19 protein-coding genes and 4 tRNA genes are annotated in these 22857 nt (G+C 64.4%); 5 read left to right on the forward strand and 18 right to left on the reverse strand.

Translation table 11 applies throughout. The features are described from left to right. Nucleotides 1-48: 48 nt before the first annotated feature. From D3I60_RS12980 to D3I60_RS13015, 8 genes are all read right to left on the reverse strand, one after another. Complete coding sequence (locus D3I60_RS12980; protein ID WP_262776715.1) at nucleotides 49-2091, reverse strand: alpha/beta hydrolase family protein; 2043 nt, start codon at nucleotides 2089-2091, stop codon at nucleotides 49-51. After that, nucleotides 2088-2693 (reverse strand): HIT family protein, encoded by a 606-nt coding sequence (locus tag D3I60_RS12985; RefSeq protein WP_262776716.1) that lies wholly within the window; start codon nucleotides 2691-2693, stop codon nucleotides 2088-2090. Before D3I60_RS12985 ends, D3I60_RS12980 begins: the two co-directional genes overlap by 4 nt. Then, nucleotides 2690-4696, reverse strand: coding sequence for a threonine--tRNA ligase (thrS, locus tag D3I60_RS12990; protein WP_262776717.1), 2007 nt, complete (start codon nucleotides 4694-4696; stop codon nucleotides 2690-2692). The genes D3I60_RS12985 and thrS overlap by 4 nt, the downstream gene beginning before the upstream one ends. 196 nt (nucleotides 4697-4892) lie before the next feature. Next, a complete protein-coding gene (locus D3I60_RS12995; protein ID WP_262776718.1) occupies nucleotides 4893-6206 on the reverse strand; it encodes a DUF4190 domain-containing protein in 1314 nt (437 codons plus the stop codon). Nucleotides 6207-6743: 537 nt separating this feature from the next. Next, nucleotides 6744-6815: transfer RNA gene (locus D3I60_RS13000), tRNA-Val, on the reverse strand. A 37-nt stretch (nucleotides 6816-6852) separates the two neighbouring features. Then, nucleotides 6853-6924 (reverse strand) — tRNA-Val (locus tag D3I60_RS13005). Nucleotides 6925-6954: 30 nt separating this feature from the next. Further along, a tRNA-Cys gene (locus tag D3I60_RS13010) sits at nucleotides 6955-7025 on the reverse strand. A 26-nt stretch (nucleotides 7026-7051) separates the two neighbouring features. Beyond that, nucleotides 7052-7124, reverse strand: a tRNA-Gly gene (locus tag D3I60_RS13015). Nucleotides 7125-7260: 136 nt separating this feature from the next. Between D3I60_RS13015 and D3I60_RS13020 the strand changes: the two genes are divergently transcribed. Beyond that, a complete protein-coding gene (locus D3I60_RS13020) occupies nucleotides 7261-7737 on the forward strand; it encodes a PGPGW domain-containing protein (protein ID WP_262776719.1) in 477 nt (158 codons plus the stop codon). A 62-nt stretch (nucleotides 7738-7799) separates the two neighbouring features. Here the strand turns inward: D3I60_RS13020 and zapE are convergent, their stop codons facing one another. The 8 genes from zapE to hrcA form a co-directional block, all read right to left on the reverse strand. Beyond that, nucleotides 7800-8807 (reverse strand): cell division protein ZapE, encoded by a 1008-nt coding sequence (gene zapE / locus D3I60_RS13025; RefSeq protein WP_262776720.1) that lies wholly within the window; start codon nucleotides 8805-8807, stop codon nucleotides 7800-7802. Nucleotides 8808-8961: 154 nt separating this feature from the next. Further along, a complete protein-coding gene (era, locus tag D3I60_RS13030; RefSeq protein ID WP_172169757.1) occupies nucleotides 8962-9900 on the reverse strand; it encodes a GTPase Era in 939 nt (312 codons plus the stop codon). Nucleotide 9901: 1 nt separating this feature from the next. Beyond that, entirely contained in the window at nucleotides 9902-11209 is a 1308-nt protein-coding gene (locus D3I60_RS13035; protein ID WP_262776758.1) for a hemolysin family protein, read from the reverse strand. A gap of 8 nt (nucleotides 11210-11217) precedes the next feature. Then, nucleotides 11218-11706: an rRNA maturation RNase YbeY gene (ybeY, locus tag D3I60_RS13040; RefSeq protein WP_262776721.1), complete on the reverse strand. Its 489-nt coding sequence runs from the start codon at nucleotides 11704-11706 to the stop codon at nucleotides 11218-11220. Further along, nucleotides 11703-12782, reverse strand: a complete 1080-nt coding sequence (locus tag D3I60_RS13045; protein WP_262776722.1) for a PhoH family protein — start codon at nucleotides 12780-12782, stop codon at nucleotides 11703-11705. Before D3I60_RS13045 ends, ybeY begins: the two co-directional genes overlap by 4 nt. A 55-nt stretch (nucleotides 12783-12837) precedes the next feature. Beyond that, nucleotides 12838-13599 carry a 16S rRNA (uracil(1498)-N(3))-methyltransferase gene (locus D3I60_RS13050; RefSeq protein ID WP_262776723.1) on the reverse strand — a complete coding sequence of 254 codons (762 nt, stop codon included), beginning with the start codon at nucleotides 13597-13599 and terminating at the stop codon, nucleotides 12838-12840. Then, nucleotides 13596-14711, reverse strand: coding sequence for a molecular chaperone DnaJ (gene dnaJ, locus D3I60_RS13055; protein WP_262776724.1), 1116 nt, complete (start codon nucleotides 14709-14711; stop codon nucleotides 13596-13598). Before dnaJ ends, D3I60_RS13050 begins: the two co-directional genes overlap by 4 nt. A 122-nt stretch (nucleotides 14712-14833) precedes the next feature. Continuing rightward, complete coding sequence (gene hrcA, locus D3I60_RS13060) at nucleotides 14834-15874, reverse strand: heat-inducible transcriptional repressor HrcA (protein WP_262776725.1); 1041 nt, start codon at nucleotides 15872-15874, stop codon at nucleotides 14834-14836. Nucleotides 15875-16034: 160 nt separating this feature from the next. Here hrcA and D3I60_RS13065 point away from each other — a divergent pair, with 160 nt between their 5' ends. From D3I60_RS13065 to D3I60_RS13075, 3 genes are all read left to right on the forward strand, one after another. Further along, entirely contained in the window at nucleotides 16035-16898 is an 864-nt protein-coding gene (locus D3I60_RS13065; protein ID WP_262776726.1) for a DUF3097 domain-containing protein, read from the forward strand. Between the two features lie 151 nt (nucleotides 16899-17049). Further along, the gene (locus D3I60_RS13070; protein WP_262776727.1) at nucleotides 17050-17742 is read left to right on the forward strand and encodes a DUF4870 domain-containing protein; all 693 of its coding nucleotides are present in this window, start codon (nucleotides 17050-17052) and stop codon (nucleotides 17740-17742) included. 85 nt (nucleotides 17743-17827) lie between these two features. Beyond that, entirely contained in the window at nucleotides 17828-18640 is an 813-nt protein-coding gene (locus tag D3I60_RS13075) for a DUF4870 domain-containing protein (RefSeq protein ID WP_262776728.1), read from the forward strand. An 87-nt stretch (nucleotides 18641-18727) separates the two neighbouring features. Here the strand turns inward: D3I60_RS13075 and hemW are convergent, their stop codons facing one another. Both hemW and lepA read right to left on the reverse strand, forming a co-directional pair. Next, nucleotides 18728-19957, reverse strand: coding sequence for a radical SAM family heme chaperone HemW (gene hemW, locus D3I60_RS13080; protein WP_262776729.1), 1230 nt, complete (start codon nucleotides 19955-19957; stop codon nucleotides 18728-18730). After that, nucleotides 19958-21826, reverse strand: a complete 1869-nt coding sequence (gene lepA, locus D3I60_RS13085; protein ID WP_101547210.1) for a translation elongation factor 4 — start codon at nucleotides 21824-21826, stop codon at nucleotides 19958-19960. It lies immediately after the preceding gene. A 161-nt stretch (nucleotides 21827-21987) separates the two neighbouring features. Between lepA and D3I60_RS13090 the strand changes: the two genes are divergently transcribed. Then, on the forward strand, nucleotides 21988-22752 hold the full coding sequence (locus D3I60_RS13090; RefSeq protein WP_262776730.1) for an endonuclease/exonuclease/phosphatase family protein: 765 nt from the start codon (nucleotides 21988-21990) through the stop codon (nucleotides 22750-22752). Nucleotides 22753-22857 lie beyond the last annotated feature (105 nt).

The following is a 22857-nucleotide window of genomic DNA, read 5'->3' on the forward strand; positions in this document are numbered from 1 at the left end:
GGCCCAGAGAACGATATCGGCTCTGTACGGTCCCGGCCAACTCGGCGCTCATGACGCGGAGTCGGCCGCTGCGGCCACATCGGGATCAGCCGCCTCAGGACGATGTCGTCCATCCTGGGACTGTTCCCGATCTTCGCCGCCCAGACGGCGATCCCACCATTCGAGGATGGCTTCGAAGCGCTGCCTGCGGTGGCGGGGCTGCCCGGCCCGGGAGAGCTCGTGGTTCTCCCCGGGGAAGATGAGCATCTCGGTGTCGACCCCGGCTCTCTGCAGGGCCGCATAGTACTGCTGTGCCTGCTCCAACGGGCAGCGCAGATCGAGTTCCGAGTGCATCACCAAGGTCGGTGTGCCGACCTGTGGAGCGTGGACCAGAGGTGATTGGGCCGCGATCGCCTCGCGGCTGCGGCTCGTGTACTCCTCGGAGAAGAAGCGGCCGATGTCGGAGGTCCCGACGAAGCTGTCGGGGTCGAGGTAGCCGCGTTCGACGATGGCGGCGCGGAAGCGATGGTCCGCGGCGATCGTCATGGCTGTGAGATATCCCCCATACGATCCGCCCTGGATGCCCAGACGGCTGCGATCGAGGGAGGGATCGAGGTCGAGAGCATGGTCGAGGACGGCGAGCACATCGGCCATCGCCGGTGCCGCCATGTCTCCTTGGACGGCGGTCCCCCAGCTGCGGGTGCGGCCGCCGGATCCGCGCGGGTTCGAGAACACGACGGCGTAGCCTGCGGACGTGAGCACCTGGGTCTCGTCGAACCACGAATGCGTGTACTGGGCGAAGGGCCCGCCGTGGATGTTGAGGATGACGGGGAACGGCCCGTCTCCGTGCGGTTTGGCCAGCCAGCCGGTGATCGTCCCGGAAACGCCTGGCACCCGCAGCACCTGGGGCAGGACGGAGTTCGCCGGTGCCGGATGCTCCTTGACGATGACAGAGGACCCCACCGCCGAGGCGGTCCCGGAATCCGTGTGCCGGCCGAGGGCGATACGGCCGAGCACAGCCGGAGAGTGCGGGGTCGACCCGGTGAAGACGAGCGTTTCCTCGTCGGCGTCGAAGCCGTTGACGACGGTGGTGTCGTCGGTGAGGAACTCGAGGTCATTCACGCCGATCTCTGCGGCGTCGAGGCCGATGCGAACGATCCGGGTGGCCCCGTCTGTGTCGACGGCGGCGATGACCGCTCCCCCGTGGATCTGCGGCGGGATCGGTGCCAGCGCCACGGTCTCCGGGTCGGTCAGCCGCCTCGTGGAGCCGGTCGATACGGTGTGGATGAAGAGCCCGGGCATCTGCCCGACGAAGTCGAGTTCGTCACGGGTCAGCGCATTGCCGATCAGCACAACGGTGTCTTCGTCGAGCCACCGGTGCAGACCGACGTCCATGGGCGGCAGCTCGAGTGGTGTCGGCGCCTCTCCCCCGAGCAGCCAGACCGTCGAGCGCAGGTCGGGCTGCCCCCGGTCGGGGTGGAGCGCGGAGACCACGGACACTCGCGTGCCGTCCGGGGAGAACTGCGGATCGTGGACGTCGCTGTCCGGGGTCGTCAGCAGAGTCGACAGCGGAACTTCGGAGGCCCCACGCAGGCCCACGGTGCCGAGACCGGGTTCGGCGAGGTCGACGAGGAAGGCGCGGGCCGGACGGTCGTTCGTATAGCCGAGGCCGTTGGCCAGGTAGGAGGCCGTGGTGATCCGGCGTGGAGCTTCTTCCGCCGCCGAAATGGCATCGTCGAGCCCGTAGCGTCCGGGTTCGGCGACGCGGGCGACGTAGAGGGCCCTGGAACGGGTGTCGTCGAGGGCGAATTCGGACACTCCGAGGTGGTTGTCCGTGATCTGGTGTGCCGTCTCCAGGCTGTCGCCGACGAAGAGCTGCGGGGCGGCTTTCTTCTCCGCGCTCAGATAACCGGACCAATTCGGGCCACACTCTGGGTTGGAGTCCGACCATGAGTGGGTCAGCCGTCTGGAGTTGTCGTCGCTCAAGGAGAACAGCTGGGAGAGGTAGCTGTTGGTCTCGAGGTCTGGTCGTCGGATCGTGATGACGGCGTCGTCGCCGCGCAACACGGGTGAGGAGTACTCGGCAAGAGTGCCGAGGTCTTCAGGATTCATCTGTTCCATTCCTTTTTGAGCCGTGCCTGCACATCGGCGTGCACTTGCGGCAGGGCTTTGGTCTGGGCGATCACAGGCAGGAAGTTCGCGTCGCCGCCCCAGCGCGGGACGACGTGCTGGTGCAGGTGGGCGGCGATGCCTGCGCCGGCCACGGGCCCCTGGTTCATGCCCAGATTGAATCCGTGAGGACCGGATACCGCCCGGATGACGCGCATCGCCTTCTGCGTGAACTCGGCGAGTTCGACGGTCTCCTCTTGGGTCAGATCCGTGTAGTCGGCCACGTGACGATAGGGGCAGAGGAGCAGGTGGCCCGGGTTGTACGGGTAGAGGTTGAGCACCGCGTACACGTGCTGACCGCGGGCGACGATGAGTCCGTCCTCGTCGGTCTTCGACGGCGCAGTGCAGAACGGGCACTCCTCGGCGCGGTCGTCCTTCGGTTTGTCCTGACCGTCGATGTAGACCATCCGGTGCGGGGTCCACAGACGCTGGAATCCGTCGGGTTCCCCGGGGAACCCGGCGGCAGCCTCGGGGTAGGGAATCCCTTCGCCGAGGCGGCCGTCCGAGTTCTCCGCTGCGGTTCGGCTGTCGTCGCCTCCGCTCATACCTGGGCCTTGGTCTCGATCGCGTCGAGGATCCGTCGCACCGCCTCGGCGACGGGGACGCCGTTCTCCTGTTCGCCGTTGCGGAAGCGGAAGGACACGGCACCGGCGTCGCGGTCCTCTCCGCCGGCGATGAGGGTGAAGGGCACCTTCGACTTCGAGGCGTTGCGGATCTTCTTCGGGAACCGGTCGTCGCTGTCGTCGATCTCGACGCGGACCCCGGACTTGCGCAGCTGGTCGGCCACCTCGGCGAGGTAGTCGTTGAACTCATCGGCCACGGGGATGCAGGTCACCTGCACGGGCGCCAGCCACACGGGGAAGGCCCCGGCATAGTGTTCGGTGAGCACGCCGAGGAAGCGTTCGATGGAACCGAACTTCGCGGAGTGGATCATCACCGGCTGTCTGCGGGAGCCGTCGGCGGCGACGTATTCGAGTCCGAAGCGCTCGGGCTGATTGAAGTCGAGCTGGACGGTCGACATCTGCCAGGTGCGGCCGATGGCGTCACGGGCCTGGACGGAGATCTTCGGGCCGTAGAAGGCCGCGCCGCCCGGGTCGGGGACGAGTTCGAGCCCGGTTTCCTGAGCGACCTCTTCGAGCACACTGGTGGCTTCGGCCCACTGTTCGTCGGAGCCGATGAACTTGTCGGCCTTCTTTCCATCCTCGTCTCGGGTCGACAGCTCGAGGTAGAAGTCGTCGAGGCCGAAGTCACGCAGCAGACTGAGCACGAAACCCAGCAGGTGGCGGATCTCCTTGGCCGCATCTTCCTGAGCGACATAGGAGTGCGAGTCATCCTGGGTCAGGGCGCGGACACGGGTGAGGCCGTGGATGACTCCGGAGGCCTCGTCACGGTAGACGGTGCCGAACTCGAACAGCCGCAGCGGCAGGTCACGATAGGAGCGGCCCCTGGAGCGGTAGATCAGGTTGTGCATGGGGCAGTTCATGGCCTTGAGCCGGTAGGGAGTGCCCTCCTTGACGATCTCGCCGGACTCGTCGCGGACCTCGTCGACGGACATCGCCGGGAACATGTTCTCCCCGTAGTAGGGCAGGTGTCCGGAGGTGTAGTACAGCGTCTCTTTCGAGATGTGCGGGGTCCCGACGTATTCGAAGCCCTCATCGATATGACGTGCGCGGACGTAGTCCTCCATCTCGCGTTTGATGACCCCGCCCTTGGGGTGGAAGACGGGCAGGCCGGAGCCTAGCTCTTCGGGAAACGAGAACAGATCCATCTCGGCACCGAGCTTGCGATGGTCGCGACGCTCAGCTTCGGCAATGCGGTCCTGGTAGGCCTTGAGGTCGTCCTTCGACGCCCAGGCGGTTCCGTAGACGCGCTGCAGGCTCGCATTCGCCTGGTCGCCGCGCCAATAGGCCGCCGAGGATCGTGTGATGGCGAAGCCGTTGCCGATGAGCTTGGTGTTGGGCAGGTGGGGGCCGCGGCAGAGGTCCTGCCAGACGACCTCGCCCTTGCGGTCGACGTTTTCGTAGACGGTGAGTTCACCGCCGCCGACCTCGACGGAGGTCTCCTCGTCGCCGCCCTTGCCCTTGTCGTTGATGAGTTCGAGCTTGTACGGCTCGTTGGCCATCCGCTCGCGGGCTTCCTCTTCGGAGACGACGACGCGGTTGAAGGTCTGACCGGACTTGACGATCTGGGCGGCCTTCTTCTGAATCGCCTTGAGGTCCTCAGGGGTGAAGGGTTCGGCGGCGTCGAAATCGAAGTAGTAGCCGTCGGTGATGTAGGGCCCGATGCCGAGCTTGGTTCCGGGGAAGAGCTCCTGGACGGCCTGAGCGGTGACGTGACCGGTGGAGTGGCGCAGGATGTCGAGTCCGGCGTCGGAGTCGATGGTGATCGGAGCGATCCGGTCTCCTGACTGCAGCTCGCGGCTGAGGTCGGCGGGTTCGCCGTTCAGCCACATGGCGACGACTGTGCGGTCGGTGGAGAAGATCTCCGTTCCGGTCAGACCCTCTTTCCAGGGAATGCTTTCGCCCGCGCAGTCGATGCTGTCTGCCACTGATCTTCTCCGTTCGTCATGTGTTCATTCGACCAGTCCTTTCGGTGGGCTGGTCACCCTCAGATTCTAGTACCAATTCGCTTGTGACAAATCAGTTGGGTGGCAGTCGAATGACTGCCACCCACACTGAGTCTGCCGAAGCCTGTACCCGAGGCGGCAGGGCCGAAAAGGCCATGTCACCTCGGGATACAGGGCGTCACTGCTTGTAGAACTCGAAGTCCGTGCCCTTGCCGAGGTCGTCGACGAGTTCGAGCTTGAGGTGCATCCCATCGATTTCGGCCTTGGGAACACCGAAGGCGAATTCATAGGTCGTCTCACCGCCTGCGGGAACCGGATCGGCGAAGGCCAGCGAGCCCTTGTAGTTTCCACCGTCGAAGACGTCGTCGTATTCCGTGCTGCCGCCGTTGTTGGCAGAGAGATTCGTGAGAGTCATCTGCAGGTCGGAGCTCGAGTTGTTCTTCACGGTCATCGTCACGATGGCGATCTCACCGTTGGATGACTCTGCGCCGGAGGCCGACGACGATGCGGTGCCCTCGCGGACGTTGATCTGGGCGGTGACGTCGGTGCCGATCTCGACCTCGCCGGCCTGAGCAGGTGCGGCCTGTCCGCCGTCGGAGCCGCCGGAGCCCTGGCTCGGGTCCTGTCCGGCTCCCTGGCTCGGGTCGGCAGGGGCGGAGGAGCTGGCCGCTTCGTCGATGGCTTTGCCGAGCATTCCGATGCCGAGGATGGTAAAGATGACGACTGCGATCGAGATGACGACCGACACGATACCGAGGATGATGCCGGTGATGTTGAGGCCCTTGTTGCTGGCCAGGCCCTTCTTGACCGCGGAGAGTCCGACGAAGCCGAAGATCACCGCTGCGATTCCGAAGAGAGCGCCGGCGCCGAAGACGAAGGCACCCAGGACGCCGACGATGCCGCCGATGAGGGCGAGGATGCCCCAGATGTTCTTCGAGGTGCTGCCGCCGGCGCCCGAGGGATATTGGCCGTAGCCGGAGTTCGGGTTGGCCGGGATGAACTGGTCGGAGGATCCGTCCGCGCCTGCGTAGGCCGGCTGCTGACCGTACTGGTTGGCGTCGTATCCCTGCGCATTGGCGTCGTAGGGGTTCTGCCTGTACTGATTGTCCCCGTACTGATTCTGGTCAGGCTGGCCCTGACCGTACTGGTTCTGATTGTTCGGATCCTGGCCGTACTGGTTCTGGCCATACTGATTCTGATCGTTCGACGCACCGTAGTTCGGCTGGGAGCCGTACTGGGGAGCCTGCTGTCCGTACTGCTGCGAGCCGTCGTTGCCGCCCTGACCGTAGTTCGGCTGCGAACCATTGGGCTGGTCGCCCGACGATCCGTACTGATGACCGGACTGCCCCAAACCGTACTGACCGGGCTGCTGACCGGCGTTCTGATCGTTGCCGTAGTTGGGGGCATTCGGCGGCTGGTTGTTCGGGTTCTGCCCGTTGGGGTTGTTGGGCGAACCGTCACCCGAACCGTACGGGTTCTGAGGAGTAGACATAGGTGCTCCGAGTCATCGTCGTTTAGTACAACACCTAGCGTACTAGCAAACCCCTTTGATCCCGCATGCTGACCGCGTTTCAGTCCTGGAACACGGTGAACTAAACGTACACAATTCTGTTTCTCGCGTTCAGTGCCTCGAGCGTCTTCTTCTCGACCTCACCGAACATGACTGCTCACCCCGGAGGCTCGGTCACAGCAGCGACGCTTTGCGGCTGAGATAGGACCGATTGGTACACGCTTCTTTGCATTGCACACCGAGGAACGTGATGATTCCAGAGAAAACAGAGCCGAAACAGTGCTCACCGGCGCGACTGGGCGAATCTCACCGGCGTGCTTGGGCGAAATCCACCAGCGGGACCGGGAGAATCTCACCGGCGTGCTCGGGTGAAGAGGGTGATTGAGAGTTAATGGGGATCGAGGGCTAATGGTCAGAAAGTCTCCTCGAGCGTGAATGCACGACCCATATCCGAACGAGCAGAATCTTTTCAATTCTGAATGCACGAAGCCCCGAGTGGATCACTCGGGGCTACTTCTGTGCGCGATACTGGGATCGAACCAGTGACCTCTTCCGTGTCAGGGAAGCGCGCTACCGCTGCGCCAATCGCGCTCTATTCATTTGTTGCACCGGAACCCGAGGGTCCCTGTGCGCGATACTGGGATCGAACCAGTGACCTCTTCCGTGTGAAGGAAGCGCGCTACCGCTGCGCCAATCGCGCTGGTCAACCGACATTTCTGCCGGCCATCCGAGGTGGCGACGGGATTCGAACCCGTGTATACGGCTTTGCAGGCCGCTGCCTCGCCTCTCGGCCACGCCACCGCCAAGGCAGTGCCATGACGCCTCCGAGCGGATGACGGGACTCGAACCCGCGACCCTCACCTTGGCAAGGTGATGCTCTACCAACTGAGCCACATCCGCATTTCTCGCTGCCCGGTTTCCCTGGCAACGAGATATAACTCTATACGCAGGTGGCGGCTTACGCAAAATCAGAATCGGGTGATCGTGGTCACACGTATCGATCAAGCTTTCAGGGTCACCATCTTATAGTGGTTGGGTGAATGCAGAGAGCCCGCAGACCCGCCCCAAAGGCTGGTTGTCACGCCACCACCGGCAAGGTCCCCGACCGTGGCGGAAACTGCGTCTGGGGTTCCTCCGCTGGCGGCGCACAGTGTTGGCCAACCCGCACACTGCACGCCTCTATCGCACCATCGTCGGCGGCCTCGGCACACTCATCGTCCTCATCGGCCTCGTTCTCGTTCCGCTGCCCGGTCCCGGCTGGCTCATCGTCATCATCGGCCTATTCATCATCTCCAGCGAGTTCCACTGGGCTCAGCGGCTTCTGCACTTCGTGCGCGTGAACGTCGAACGCTGGACGCACTTGATCATGGCTCAGCGGCTGTGGGTGCGGTGGACCATCGGGGCCGTGACGGCCGCCTTCGTGGCTGTCATCGTGTGGCTCACCCTGAAACTCACCGGCCTGCCCGATTGGGTCCCGGACCTGCGTCTCTTCGATGTGATCGGCCTGCATTGAGAGATGACCGACGCGCGCCCCACCTTCATCAGAGGTGCGACGGGCGTCGATGGCCTCTCGACTCAGGACGACAGAGCGGTCAGTCGCGAGAGGCAGCGCATGTACTTCTTCTTGTAGCCGCCGGCCAGCGATTCCTCGGTGAAGACCTTATCGAGAGCGGCACCGGAGTTGATGATGTGCACATTGCGATCGTAGAGCCGGTCGACAAGCGCCACGAAGCGCAGAGCCACGCTCTCGTTTTCGATCGTGCGCACGTTCTCCCACACAGCCGCGTCGATTCCGTCGACCATCCGCCCGTAACGTGAAGGGTGAACGGTGGACAGGTGGCTGAGCAGCGCGGAGAAGTCATCGCGAGCCACAACTCCGTCAAGCTGGCTCGCGGCCGAATCGAGTTCGGATTCCGGCAGCGGGTCCACTGGAGCGGTCAGCTCACGGGCACGGTAGTCCTTGCCGTCGATGCGATAGACCTCGAACTGATCGGCCAGCGCCTGAATCTCGCGCAGGAAGTCCTGAGCGGCGAAGCGCCCCTCTCCCAGAGCCCCGGGCAGAGTGTTCGATGTCGCGATGATCTTCACTCCGGCGTCGGTGAGTTCGCGCATCAGCCGGGACATGAGCACGGTGTCGCCGGGATCGTCGAGTTCGAATTCGTCGACGCAGACGAGCTTCATCTTCGACAGGTCGTCGCGAGCCCGGGCGAAGCCCAGGGCACCGACGAGATTCGTGTATTCGACGAAGGTGCCGAAGGTCGCCGGCTTCTCGTTGGCATGCCAGGCCGAAGCCAACAGGTGAGTCTTGCCGACACCGTAGCCGCCGTCGAGGTAGACGCCCTTGGCACCGGATCTTCCCTTCGAGAACAGCTTGCCGAAGAATCCCTTGTCGGTCGAGCGCTGGGTGAATTCCCGCAGCTTGCTCCGTGCCTCTTCCTGCGAGGGCTCCGCGGGGTCGGTGCGGTAGCTGTCGAAGGACACGTCCTCGAACTGAGGCGGCGGCACGAGACCTGCGATGAGCTCTTCGGGGGCAACCTGTGGGGATCGGTCGCTCAGTGCGACCAGAGTCTGCTCGGCATTCACTCGGCCTAGTCTAAGGCAGGCTCGAGTGCCCGGTTCAACCCGGGCCTCGCAGGGTGATGCCCGACACAAGGAGCGCATCAGCGGCACTTCCGCCGTCCGTCCACCGCCCCGCCGACGAGCTGTTCACATCACCAGCGGCGACCGACCCGGCAGATCAGTTGTTGAAGTCGAAGCCGAGGCGGCCGAGCTGCTTGGGATCGCGCTGCCAGTCCTTGGCCACCTTGACGTGCAGGTCGAGGTAGACCTTCGTGCCGAGGAGCCGCTCGATGCCCTGCCGGGATTCCGACCCGATGGTCTTCAGCCGGCTGCCGCCCTTGCCGATGATGATGGCCTTCTGGCTGGGACGTTCGACATAGAGGTTGACGTGGACGTTCCACAGCGGATTGTCCTCGCTGCGTCCTTCCCGCGGGTACATCTCCTCGACTTGCACGGCCAGGGAATGGGGCAGTTCGTCACGCACTCCTTCGAGGGCCGCTTCGCGTACGAGCTCGGCGATCATCTTCTCTTCCGGCTCATCCGTGAGGTCACCGTCGGGGTAGAGCGGAGGAGACTTCGGCAGATGTGCGGCGAGCACCGAATCGACGGTGTCGACCTGGAAGTCCTCGACCGCAGAGACGGGAACGACATCGGCGAAGTCGGCGAGCTCGCCGACGGCCAGCAGCGCCTCGGCGATCTTGTCCTTGGGCACCCGGTCGACCTTCGTCACGAGCGCGACGATCGGGGTCCGTCCGTCCAGCAGCGCCAGCTGGGAGGCGATATAGCGGTCTCCGGGACCGATCGGCTCATCGGCGGGCAGGCAGAAGCCGATGACGTCGACCTCACCGAGCGTGGAGGCCACGAGATCGTTGAGTCGGGAACCGAGCAGGGTGCGTGGTTTGTGCAGTCCGGGGGTGTCGATGAGGATGAGCTGGTGGTCGTCCTTGTGGACGATTCCGCGGATCGTATGCCGAGTCGTCTGAGGTTTGGCCGAGGTGATCGCGACCTTCTCCCCCACCAGGGCGTTCGTCAGCGTCGACTTTCCGGTATTCGGGCGACCCACGAAGCAGGCGAAGCCGGCCCGATAGTCATCGGGGTAGTCCGTGCGAAATTCCATCTCAATCCTCTTCCTTCATCCCCGAACCTTCGGCTGCGGCGGTGCGCTGTGCGTGTCTGCTGTTCTCTTGGGTGCGGGTGACCCGCACGTGGGTGATCCGATGGCGTCGGCCCTGGCCCTCCATGGCTTCGATCTCGAGGCCCTCGATCGACGCATGCGAGCCGTCGATGGGCACTCGGTCGATGAGCTTCGAGAGCAGTCCGCCGACACTGTTGACATCGTCTTCGTCGATGCGCACATCGAAGTATTCGGCGAAGTCGGAGATCGACATGCGGGTGCTGATGATGAACGATCCGTCTTCGGCGGCGACGAGTTCGTCATCGCCGTTGTCGTACTCGTCTTCGATCTCGCCGACGATCTCTTCGACGATGTCCTCGATGGTCACCAACCCTGCGGTGCCGCCGTATTCGTCGATGAGGATCGCCAGATGGGTCGAGTCCAGCTGCATCTGCCGCAGCAGGTCATCTGCCGGCTTCGTCTCCGGGACGAACAGGACGGAGCGGGCCAGATTGCCCACGGGACGGTCAGCCTCCTCGGGGTGGAGGTGGAGGCGGCGGGCGACGTCCTTGAGGTAGGCGACTCCACGGACGTCATCGAGATCCTCCCCGCAGACGGGGATGCGGGAGAAGCCGGAGCGGAAGAACAGGTTCATCGCCTTCTGCAGGCTCACGTCCGCATCGACGGTGATGAGGTCGGTGCGCGGCACCATGACCTCGTTCGCCGAGGTGTCTGAGAGGTTGAACACCGACTGGATCATCTCGCGTTCGCCGTCTTCGATGATGTCAGATTCGCTCGCCCGCTCGACGAGATCGCGCAGCTGTTCGGAGGTCACGAACGGACCGTCCTTGTACACCTGGTCCGGTGTGAGCAGATTGCCGAGCACGACGAGGATGCGGGTGAGCGGTTTGAGCGCGACGAGGACGATGCGTACGACCCAGCTGAGGTTGAGGCTGACGGCCAGCGATCGGCGCTTGCCGATCGTACGTGGGGAGACTCCGGCGATGATGAAGACCGCCACCGAGGCGGTGATGACCGTGAGGAAGACCATGAGCGGTCCCACGGAGTAGTAGGAGTCGTAGGCCAGGGCGATGAACACCGTGGCGAGTGCTTCGAGGAAGTTGCGGACGAAGATGATGACGTTGATGTTCGTCGGCAGGTCCGCGAGGATCTTCTCGACACGCACCGCTGAGCGCTTGCCGTCCTCCTTCGCCTCTTCGACCGCATGGTGGGAGACGTTGAGCAGCGCGGCATCCACGGCAGAGAGGGTGGCTGCGATGATGAGGCACAGTGCCGCCCCGAGGAAGAACATGAACACGATCAGACCTCGGTGGGGGTGGGAATGTCGGTGCGACCGTCGTAGCGGGCCGCGAAGAAGGTCAGCAGCAGATGCCGCTGGAGAGCGAACATCTCTTCCCGCGCTTCGGGCTCGCCGTGGTCGTAGCCGAGCAGGTGGAGGAATCCGTGGACGGTCAGCAGCAGGATCTCGTCCATCGTCGAATGACCGGCGGCCCGGGCCTGGGCTGCGGCGACCTCGGGGCAGATGATGATATCGCCCATCTGGCCTTCGGTCGGCTTCTCCGGCTCGCCCTGGTGGAGCTGGTCCATGGGAAAGGACATCACATCGGTCGGTCCTTCGAGGTCCATCCAGGTGACGTGGAGTTCGGACATGGCCGCTGAGTCGACCATGGTCACGGCCAGTTCCGCACCGGGGTGCATGTGCAGGGCCTCACCGAGATATTCGGTCAGGGCCACGACCTCGTCGAGGTCCACCTCGGCGTCGGTCTCGTTGAGGATCTCGGTGTTCATTCGGCATTCCCCCACAGGTCGTAGGCTTCGACGATCTTCGTCACCAGCGAATGCCGGACGACGTCCTTGCTGCCCAGTTCGCAGAACTGCAGGTCCTCGATTCCGTCGAGGATGTCGCGGACGACCTTGAGTCCGCTGCGGGTCTTGCCCGGCAGGTCGATCTGGGAGATGTCGCCGGTGACGACCATGCGTGATCCGAAGCCGAGGCGGGTGAGGAACATCTTCATCTGCTCGGCCGTCGTGTTCTGTGCTTCGTCGAGGATGATGAAGGCGTCGTTGAGGGTGCGCCCGCGCATATAGGCCAGGGGCGCGACCTCGATCGTGCCGGTCTCGATGAGCAGCGGGATCGATTCGGGGTCGACCATGTCGTGCAGGGCATCATAGAGCGGGCGGACGTACGGGTCGATCTTGTCGTTGAGCGTGCCCGGCAGGTAGCCCAGGGATTCTCCGGCTTCGACGGCCGGGCGGGTGAGGATGATCCGTGAGACCTCTTTGTGCTGGAGGGCGTTGACGGCCATGGCCATCGCCAGATACGTCTTGCCGGTTCCGGCCGGACCGATGCCGAAGGTGATCGTGTGGTTGCGGATGGCCTTGACGTAGTCGTGCTGGCCCATCGTCTTCGGCCGGATCGACTTTCCCCTGGTGGAGAGGATGTTCGTGCCCAGCACCGCCGAGGCGGCCGCTCCTTCGGAGGAGAACGTCGTGACCCTCTCGATCGTCTCTTCGTTGATGCGGTGGCCGGCCGCGTGGAGTTTCTTGAGTTCCCCGATGACGCTGACGAAGGCTTCGACGCGGGTGGGCTCGCCGGTGACCTGGACCTGGTTGGCCCGGACGTGGATGTCGAGGTCGGCGAAGGTCTTCTCCAGGGCGCGCAGGTTCGCTTCTCCGGGACCGAAGAAGGCGACGAGGTCGATGGAGTCGGGGATGACCAGTCGCACGGTGTCACGATCGGCACCTTGGGTGTCCGTCACGGCGTCATCGACAGCGGCACCGTCGCCGGTTGCGCCGGTGCCCGAGTCGGTGGGGTTCATGGAGTTCGGGTTCGGTGGGGTGATGTCCAGAATGTTCCTTTGCAAGTGAGCGCACCGTCACCGGCAGCGCCTGAGTGTGCTTCCATCCTAGTCCGATGCCTCACCAACGGCCCAATGAATTCTGGGCCAGGACGAGACCGGCAGGTCCCGCCGATGACGAGCGCAGGATCGTCGGTCCCAGCAGCACCGGGGCTGCTCCACGGCCGGTCAGGGCGGCGAGCTCGCCGTCGCTGATGCCGCCCTCGGGGCCGACGACGAAGACGATGCGTTCCGGCGGCTGCGCCGTGTCGTTCGCAATCAGGTCGTTCAGTGCTTCGGAGAGCCTCCGCTGAGCGGTCTCGTGGAGGACGAATACCGCATCGGCGTCGTTGAGGGTCTTGGCCAGGGCGGCTCCGCGGACGAGGTCGTGGAGGATGGGAAAGCGTGCTCGTCTGGCCTGCAGGGAGGCCGCTCCGAGAAGGTTCTCCCATTTCGCGGCCATCTTCTCCCGCTTCTTGGCCGGCCAGTCGGCGATCGAGCGTTCGGCGGCCCAGGGAATGACGTCGTCGACGCCGATCTCGGTGGCTGTTTCGATGGCCTGCAGGTCCCGGTCGCCCTTGGCCAGGGCTTGGACGAGGACGAGGCGCGGGCCCGTGCGCGCCGCGACCGTCACCTCGGTGACGTCGATCGTCAGCTCGTTCGCCGAGGCGGCCGTGACGGTTCCGCGCGCACGTATGCCTTCTCCATCGACGATGTCGATTTCCTCGCCGGGACCGATCCGCCGCACCCGCACCGCATGCCCGGCCACGTCTTCACCGAAGGTGAGGGCGGACCCGACGACCGCCTCGGCGGCGGTGGCAGAACGGAAGACGGGAAGACTCACCGACCGGCGAACCTCTCACGCATGCGGGAGAACATGCCGCGGTTCTCGGTCGAGATCTGGGCGCGCGGAGTCTCTTCGCCGCGCAGTTCGGCGAGTTTCTCGAGCAGTTCGCGCTGTTCGTCGTCGAGTTTGTCCGGGGTGAGGACGTCGACGGTGATGAGCAGGTCACCACGGGTCTCCGAACGCAGGCGGGTGGCTCCGAGCCCGGGGAGTTTGACGATGGTGCCGGACTGGGTGCCGGCGGCGATGGTGAGGTCCTGAGTGCCGTCGAAGGTCTCGAACGGGATGGTCGCACCCAGGGTCGCTGCGGTCATCGGCACGGAGACGGCGGCCCGGAGGTTGTCGCCGTCGCGCTGGAAGACCTCGTGGCGGGTGACCATGACCTCGACGAAGAGGTCACCGGCGGGTCCGCCTCCGGGGCCGACCTCACCCTGGCTGCTCAGCTGGATGCGGGTGCCGTCGGAGACCCCGGCGGGGATCCGGATCTTCATGGTCCGCTGTTTGCGCACGCGTCCGTCGCCCTGGCAGTTGAGGCAGGGGTTCGGGATGACGGTGCCGAAGCCGTGGCAGGAGTTGCAGGTCTGGTTCGTGACCATCTGACCCAGCAGGGTCCGGGTCATGCGCTGGACGCTGCCGGCTCCGTGGCACAGCGAGCAGGTCTCGATCTTCGTGCCTTCCTGCGTGCCGGCGCCCGAACAGGTGTCGCAGACGACTGCAGTGGTGACATCGAGGTCGACGGTGCCGCCGAAGGCCGCGGTCTTCAGGTCGATATTGACTCCGACGAGGGCATCCTTGCCGCGCTGGGTGCGCGGGATCGGGCCGCCTGCCTGACCGCCGCCACCTCCGAAGAAGGTCTCGAAGATGTCGCCGAATCCGCCGAATCCGCCGCCGGCCGGGAAGCCCTGACCGTTCTCGCCGCCGCCCATATCGTAGTTGCGGCGCTTCTCCGGGTCGGAGAGCACATCGTAGGCCAGTGAGATGGCTTTGAATTCGTCTTCGTGACCGGGATTGACGTCCGGGTGGTACTTGCGTGCCAGCTTCCGGTACGACGACTTGATCTCAGCCGCGGAAGCGTCTTTGGACACTCCGAGTGTTTCATAGTGATCGGCCACAGAAACTTCTCTCTCCCTGACGTAGTGGTCTTCTCTGTTCGTGGTGGTGGCTGCGCCCTTTCGCGGTGCTCACCGGTTCTGTGCTGCCCGTCTGCGGGCGCCCCTGGTCGATGCCAAGGCACCTACCCTCGATCGAGGATCGAGGACACGTACTTGGCGACGGCACGGACTGCCGAGATCGTCGTCGGATAGTCCATTCGGGTCGGGCCGAGCACTGCCAGTCTGGCCGAGGAACCCGCGTCATGACCATATTCGGCGGCGACGACGGAAGTCGAGCTGAATGATTCGTGAGTATTCTCACGCCCGATGCGCACGCTGATCTCCTCGTGGTCTTCGGCCATCGAGGTGAGCAGCCTGAGCAGGACGACCTGTTCTTCGAAGGCTTCGAGGATCGGGGCCATCTTCTCTCCAAATTCGCTTCCGGAGCGGGCGAGGTTCGCGGTGCCGGCCATGATGATGCGCTCTTCACGCGTCGCGGCCACGAGGTCGACGACGGCGGCCCTGACCTGTTTGAGTCCGGAGTCGTCACGAGCGGTCGGCTCACTTGATTCGGAGGCGGTCGCCTCGGCGGCGGGGGCCGATCCGAAGACCTGCGCGAGTGTGCGTCCGGCGAATTCGGCGTTGATCTGATCGCGCAGTCCGCGGACGGCGTCTTCGTCGAGCGGGCTCGGGGTGATCACGGTCTTCTGCTCGACCTGGCCGGCATCGGTGATGAGGACGACGAGGATCCGGCCGGGTCCGAGACCGACGATCTCGATGTGCTTGATGCGCGCCCGCGACACCGTCGGGTATTGGATGAGCGCGACCTGTCGGGTGAGGCCGGAGAGGACGCGGACGGTGCGGTCGAGCATCTCGTCGAGATCGACGTCGCCGTCGATGAGTTGGAAGATCGCGCGCCGCTCGGCGGTGGTCAGCGGTTTGAACTCGTCGATCCGGTCGACGAACATCCGGTAGCCGAGGTCGGTGGGGATCCGTCCGGCAGAGGTGTGGGGCTGGGCGATATAGCCCTCTTGTTCGAGCGCGGCCATATCGTTGCGGATCGTGGCGGGAGAGACGCCGAGGGTGTGGCGCTGGACGATCGCCTTCGATCCCACGGGTTCGTTGGTGGCGACGAAGTCCTCGACGATGGCGCGCAGCACCTGTGCACGTCTGCTGTCATTCATCGCAGATCTCCTCTCCGTCTCGCCGATCCATCGCGGTTCCGTGCCTGCGCTTGGCACTCTGTGAGCCTGAGTGCCAATTCTACGCCTCTCGTTCCCGGAATTCATTTCTGGGGTGGCCTGCGGGTCTGCACGCCTGCGGGACCGTCCTTGATTATGGTGGGTGCCCGTGAATGCTTTTGATCGATATGGCCCCGATGTGCTCTCCGGTTCCTCCCCGTCGTCGCACCGCCCGAAGAAGTCCCGTCAGGTCGAGCTCGGCCTGGGCATGGTTCTCGAGGATGCGATGAGCGGCTATGTCGGCGCTGTCGTCGGCGCGGAGAAGACCACGGCCGGTGTCGTCGTCAAGCTCGAAGATCGCGTCGGCAAGGTACGTGCCTTTCCCCTGGGGCCGGGCTTCCTCCTCGAGGGACAGCCCGTCGATGTGCAGCTGCCGAAGAAGAAGGCGCAGCAGCCCGGACGGACGGCCTCGGGGTCTCGCGCCGTGGTCGGCGCGAAAGCTCGAGTGGCTCGTGGGTCGCGGATCTGGGTCGAGGGCAAGCACGACGCCGAACTCGTCGAGAAGATCTGGGGCGATGATCTGCGCATCGAAGGCGTCGTCGTCGAACCCCTGGGCGGTCTCGATGATGTCGCCGACAAGCTTGAGGCCTTCGGTCCGGATCGGGACCACCGAGTCGGTGTTCTCGCCGACCATCTGGTGAGTGGGACGAAGGAATCGAAGATCGCCGAGGCGGTCCGTGCCGATCCGCGCTACCGCGATGTCGTCCACATCATCGGTCACCCGTACGTCGATATCTGGCAGGCGGTGAAACCCCATGTCGTCGGCATCCGCGAATGGCCGGTCGTCCCCCGCGGTGAGGATTGGAAGACGGGAATCCTCCGTCGCATCGGATGGCCGCACTCCGACCATCGGGACGTTGCCCGCGGGTGGGTGCGCATCCTCGGGAAGGTGAGCACCATCGCCGACGTCGAACCGACGCTGTCCGGTCGGGTCGAGGAGCTCATCGACTTCGTCACCGTCGGCTGAGTGCCTACGGTGGTACGGCGCGGTGGGGCGTCGTGGTCACGCGGAGCTGTCGGCGTGTGCCGAATCTGTCACAGGAGTGAGGCTTTCCCGACATCCTCGGGCGACTTGGCTCGGCTAGTGTGAACGGCAAGCGTTTCTCGAAAGGATCCCCATGTCGTATCACCCCGAGCAGCCGGGCAGCCGGCCGATGCCGCCGAACTACTCTCAGGCCTCCGGCCCGCAGCAGCCCTACGCGCCGCAGGGCCAGCAGTATTCTCAGCCGCAGACGCACAGTGGTCAGACGGGTTCCGGTGGGCAGTCGGGGTTCGGTTCGCAATGGGCGTACGGCGCTCAGCCGGGATACAGCGAGCAGCCGACCAACGGGGGCCAGCCTGGATTTGGCGCGCGGCCGGGCTACGGTAGGCCGCAGATGCACAACCCGGCGATGTTCGACTCCCGCTCCCTGCCTGAGCAAGCCTATGGACCCGGCTCCGAGCAGTTCTGGATGGCCCACGAACCCGACCGGACTACGGCTCTGTGGGCCCACCTCGGCTCGCTCATCTTCGGCTTCATGCCGCTCATCATGTTCCTTGTGAAGAAGGACGAATCCCCGTTCGTCCGCGAGCACTCACGTCAGGGTCTCAACGCGATGATCACGAACACGATCGTCACCTTCGGAGCGCTCTTCGTCTTCGGCTTCGTCGGCTTCATCCTGGCACTGGTGACATTCGGGATCGGCATCATCGTCATGTATGCGGCGCTCATCGTCCCGCTCGTCTACTGCGTCTTCTACATCATCGCGGCCGTCGCCGCGAACAAGGGTGAGGGGTATAAGTTCCCGCTCACCATCAATTTCGTGAAGTGACCATTCCCGCTCACCCCGGATTCTCTGGGTCAGCCCGGACTCTCTGGGTTAGTGTGGAGTGATCGCACACTCTGAAGGGACTCTCATGTCGGACAACCCGCAGCAGCCGAACAACGGACAGTCACAGCCGATGCCTTCGAACTATTCCCCACAGTCGGGGTCGCAGCAGCCGTACACCCAGCAGCCACAGCAGGGTTCGCAGCCGCAGCAGGGTTCGCAGCCGCAGCAGGGTGGTCAGGCCCAGTACGGCTCCCAACCGCAGACCCCTCAGCAGGGATCGCAGCCGGGCTATGGCTCGCAGCCCCAACCCGGGTACGGCTCCCAGCAGCAGAATCCTCAGCAGTCATATGGTTCGCAGCAGGCGGGCGGCGCCCAGCAGCCGTACGGATCTCAGCAGGCCTACAGCGCTCCGCAGGGTCACCCTCAGCCCGGTTACGGATTCCAGGGAGCATCCTCGGCGCAGTCGGCTGCCGCCGGAGTGCCCATGGGAGCCGAACTGCCGGATGCAGCCTACGGCCCGAATTCGCTCGGCTTCTGGAACGCGGATCAGAGCGAGCGGACAACCGCACTGTGGTCGCACCTCGCTCACGCCGCCACCTACGTCGTCGGTGTCGGCTGGATCGTCACGCTCATCCTCTTCATCATCAACAAGGACAAGTCGCCGTTCCTCCGCCATCATGGCGCACAGTCGCTGAATCTGCTGATCATCGGCGTCATCGCGGCGTTCGGCATCGGGCTGATCGGCGGAATCCTCACGATCGTCGGCATCGGCTTCCTCATCCTCCTGCTCCTGCCGGTGCTCTCGATCTACATGATCGTCATCGAGATCATCGCCGGCATGGCAGCCAACCGCGGTGAGGGCTACCGCATTCCGATGACGCCGAACTGGATCAAGTGATCTGACGCGCAGTGACAGCCTCACCCCGCCAGATTCGCAGAGCAGCTCGCCCCGCCACTCGTTCCCGAGTGGCGGGGCGAGACACTATCAGACGTATTCGGTGAGGATGCGCACCATATAGTCGGCCATGAGACGTCCCTGCAGAGTCGGCTGGAACCAGCCGGCCGCGGCACCATCGGCGTCGAGCAGACCCTGCCTGACGAAAGTTCTGATCGCCTGCTCGCTGCCTGGGGCCAGAGAATCCAGACGCAGCTCGCGGTCGATCCTGGCCGCCAGCATGATCCGTTCGATCTCCCGGGTCCGATCGTCGAGGACCTCACGACCGATAGACGGGGACTCCCCCGCCAACAGCCGATCGGCCCAGGCACGGGGGTGCTTGGCGTTCCAGAACCGCACACCTCCGACGTGTGAGTGGGCACCGGGCCCGAACCCCCACCAGTCGGCGTTGCGCCAATAGGCCATATTGTGCTCACAGCGGGCTTCAGGTCCGGTCGACCAATTGCTCACTTCGTACCAGTGCAGACCAGCAGCGGATATCGCTGCGTCTGCGATCTCGTATTTGTCGGCCAGGTCATCCTCATCAGGCATCGGCAGTTCGCCACGGCGAACCATCGCGCCCATCTTCGTTCCCGGCTCGACGATGAGGGAATATGCCGAGATGTGATCGACTTCGTTGGACAGGGCCACGTCGAGAGAGCGACGCCAATCGTCGATCGACTCCCCCGGGGTGCCGTAGATGAGGTCGAGGCTGAGCTCGAGGTCGGCGTCCTTGACCCAGCGGGCCACCTCGGGGATCTTCTCCGGATCGTGGGTGCGGTCCAAGGTCGCAAGCACGTGCGGCACGGCCGACTGCATACCCATGGAGATCCGGTTGAAACCGGCTCCGGCAAGGGCCGCGATGTAGGCGGGGTCCAAGGTGTCGGGGTTGGCTTCGGTGGTGATTTCGACATGCCCGGCCAAGCGGAAGCGGGCGCGAACATCGTCCATCACCCCGGCGAGCACATCCGCTGCGAGCAAGGTCGGGGTGCCCCCGCCGAAGAAGATCGTCGAGACCTCACGGTCGCCGGCCCCCGCCTCGGCGAGGGTGGACACGGACAGATCGAGCTCACGGGCGAGATTGCTGCGGTAGTCCTCGCGGGACGCGCCGGGGCCGAGGTCGTCGGCGGTATAGGTGTTGAAGTCACAGTAGCCGCAGCGGACCCGGCAGTACGGGACGTGGATGTAGAGGCTCAGCCCCCGCTCGGCGGCCCCGATCCCCACCGATGTCGGCAGTGAACCGTCGCGCGGAGGGACCTCACCGGTCGGTTGTGCGGGCACTTACTTCTTGCTGTCCTTCGTCTCCGGCTCGTCAGAGGACAGGGCCGCGATGAACGCTTCCTGCGGAACCTCGACGGTGCCGACCATCTTCATCCGCTTCTTGCCTTCCTTCTGCTTCTCGAGCAGTTTGCGCTTACGGCTGATGTCGCCGCCGTAGCACTTCGACAGGACGTCCTTGCGGATGGCGCGGATGGTCTCGCGGGCGATGATGCGCGAGCCGATGGCTGCCTGGATGGGCACCTCGAACTGCTGGCGCGGGATGAGCTTGCGCAGCTTTCCGGCCATCGCCACACCGTAGGAGTAGGCGTTGTCGCGGTGGACGATCGCGGAGAACGCATCGACCTGGTCGCCATGCAGCAGGATGTCGACCTTGACGAGGTCGGAGGCGTCCTGGCCGTCATCGGAGTAGTCGAGGGAGGCGTAGCCCTTGGTCCTGGACTTCAGCTGATCGAAGAAGTCGAAGACGATCTCGGCCAACGGCAGGCGATAGCGGATCTCCACACGGTCCGAGGACAGATAGTCCATACCCTGGAGTTTGCCGCGGCGATCCTGGCACAGTTCCATGACCGCGCCGATGTAGTCGCTGGGGGTGAGGATGGTGGCCTGCACCATCGGTTCGCGGACTTCCTTGATCTTGCCCGTCGGGTACTCGCTCGGGTTCGTCACCACGGTCTCCGAACCGTCTTCCATGGTCACGTCGTAGATCACGGACGGGGCGGTGGAGATGAGGTCGAGATCGAACTCCCGTTCCAGGCGGTCGCGCAGGACTTCGAGGTGGAGGAGACCGAGGAATCCGCAGCGGAAGCCGAAGCCCAGCGCCGTCGAGGTCTCGGGCTCGTAGGCGAGAGAGGCGTCGTTGAGTTTGAGCTTGTCGAGAGCGTCGCGCAGCACCGGGTAATCGGACCCGTCGATCGGGAAGAGTCCGGAGAACACCATCGGTTTGGGTTCCCGGTAGCCGCCAAGGGCCTCTGTCGCGGGCCCCGCAGCGGCGGTGACGGTGTCACCGACCTTCGACAGGCGCACATCCTTGACACCGGTGATGAGGTAGCCGACCTCACCGACTCCCAGTCCCTTCGTCGCCTTGGGCTCGGGCATGGAAGCGCCGATCTCCAGCAGCTCATGGGTGGTGCCGGTCGACATCATCTCGATCTTCTCGCGCGGGGACAGAGAGCCGTCGATGACGCGGACATAGGTGACCACACCCCGGTAGGTGTCGTAGACGGAGTCGAAGATCATCGCGCGGGCCGGGGCATCGGCATCGCCGACGGGCGCGGGTATATCGGTGATGATGCGGTCGAGGACCTCCTCGACGCCTTCGCCGGTCTTGCCGGACACGAGCAGGCAGTCCTCGGGTTCGCAGCCGATGAGGTTGGCGAGCTCTTCCGCGTACTTCTCCGGCTGCGCGGCCGGCAGGTCGATCTTGTTGAGCACGGGAATGATCGTCAGATCGTTCTCCATGGCCAGGTACAGGTTGGCCAGCGTCTGGGCTTCGATGCCCTGAGCGGAGTCGACGAGCAGCAGGGCACCTTCGCAGGCGGCCAGGGACCGCGAGACCTCGTAGCTGAAGTCGACGTGGCCGGGAGTGTCGATCATGTTGAGCGCGTACGGCGTGTCCTCGTGTTCCCACGGCATGCGCACGGCCTGGGATTTGATGGTGATTCCGCGTTCGCGTTCGATGTCCATCCGGTCGAGGTACTGGGCACGCATATCGCGGTTCTCGACAACGCCGGTCATCTGGAGCATGCGGTCGGCCAGGGTCGATTTGCCGTGGTCGATATGAGCGATGATGCAGAAATTGCGAATCAGCTCGGGTGAGGTGGCAGACGGTGAGATCCGCTTTGCAGCTTCCTTATTCACCTGAGGTGACATGAACGCCCTTTCTTTGACAGACCAGGTCCCCAGACAGACCGGATCCCCCATTGTTTCATGACTTGTGCGCGGACCTGGAATCCACGGGAAAGCACGTCGTGATCCTCCGGAACTTTCGCGATTCGCCTCGCCGGGGAGTGCCGATCGGGGAAGATGGAGTCATGAGCGAATTCCGGGTCATGAGCTTCAACCTCCGCTATCCCGCTATGGACGGTCATCCGGTGGCCGAGCGGCTGCCCATCGCCGCGAATCTCATCCGGCGTGCACGTCCGCACCTCATCGGCACCCAAGAGGGCGAACTCGACCAGCTCGAGACGCTCATCAGCCTTCTGCCCGAGGAGTACATCTGGCTCGGAGAGGGCCACTCCGGCGGCAACTCCGGCGAGTTCACAGCCGTGATCCTCGATTCGAAGCGCTTCGACGTGGAAGCCGTGGACATCAGCTGGCTGTCCGAACAGCCCGACACCGTGGCCTCGGAATCGTGGGGAGTCTCGCATGCGCGCACCCTGACGACGGTCGATGTCCGTGACTTCGAATCCGACCGGCGTCTGCGTATGCTCAACACCCACCTCGATCACAAGTCCGAGCGCGCCCGTCTCGAGTCCGGTAGGATCATGGCCGAGACCATCGCCGAGGCGGCCCCTCCCTGCGTGGTCACCGGTGACTTCAATGTCGCCACCGGCTCCCCGGTCTACAACTTCTTCTGCACCGAGCTCGGCCTCACCGACACCGCCGCCGATGTCCCCGGTGAGGACATCGGCACCTTCCACCGCTACAAGGGTCCGAAAGCAGGCGAGCCGCGCATCGACTGGATCCTCACAACCCCGGGCCTGCGCACACTGTCCACGCGCATCGACACGTTCGAGGTCGACGGGAAGTACCCGTCCGACCATTTTCCCGTCGAGGCGGTCCTCGAATTCTCGTGATCGTGACGGCTCGTTCGCCGGACCGTGACGGTTCGTTCGCCGGACCGTGACGGCTCGTTCGCCGGATCATTACGGCTCGTTTGCCCGTCCGGGTCGGCACACAGT

The sequence above is a fragment of the Brevibacterium permense genome (assembly GCF_025506275.1).
GTDB classification, from domain to species: domain Bacteria; phylum Actinomycetota; class Actinomycetes; order Actinomycetales; family Brevibacteriaceae; genus Brevibacterium; species Brevibacterium permense_A.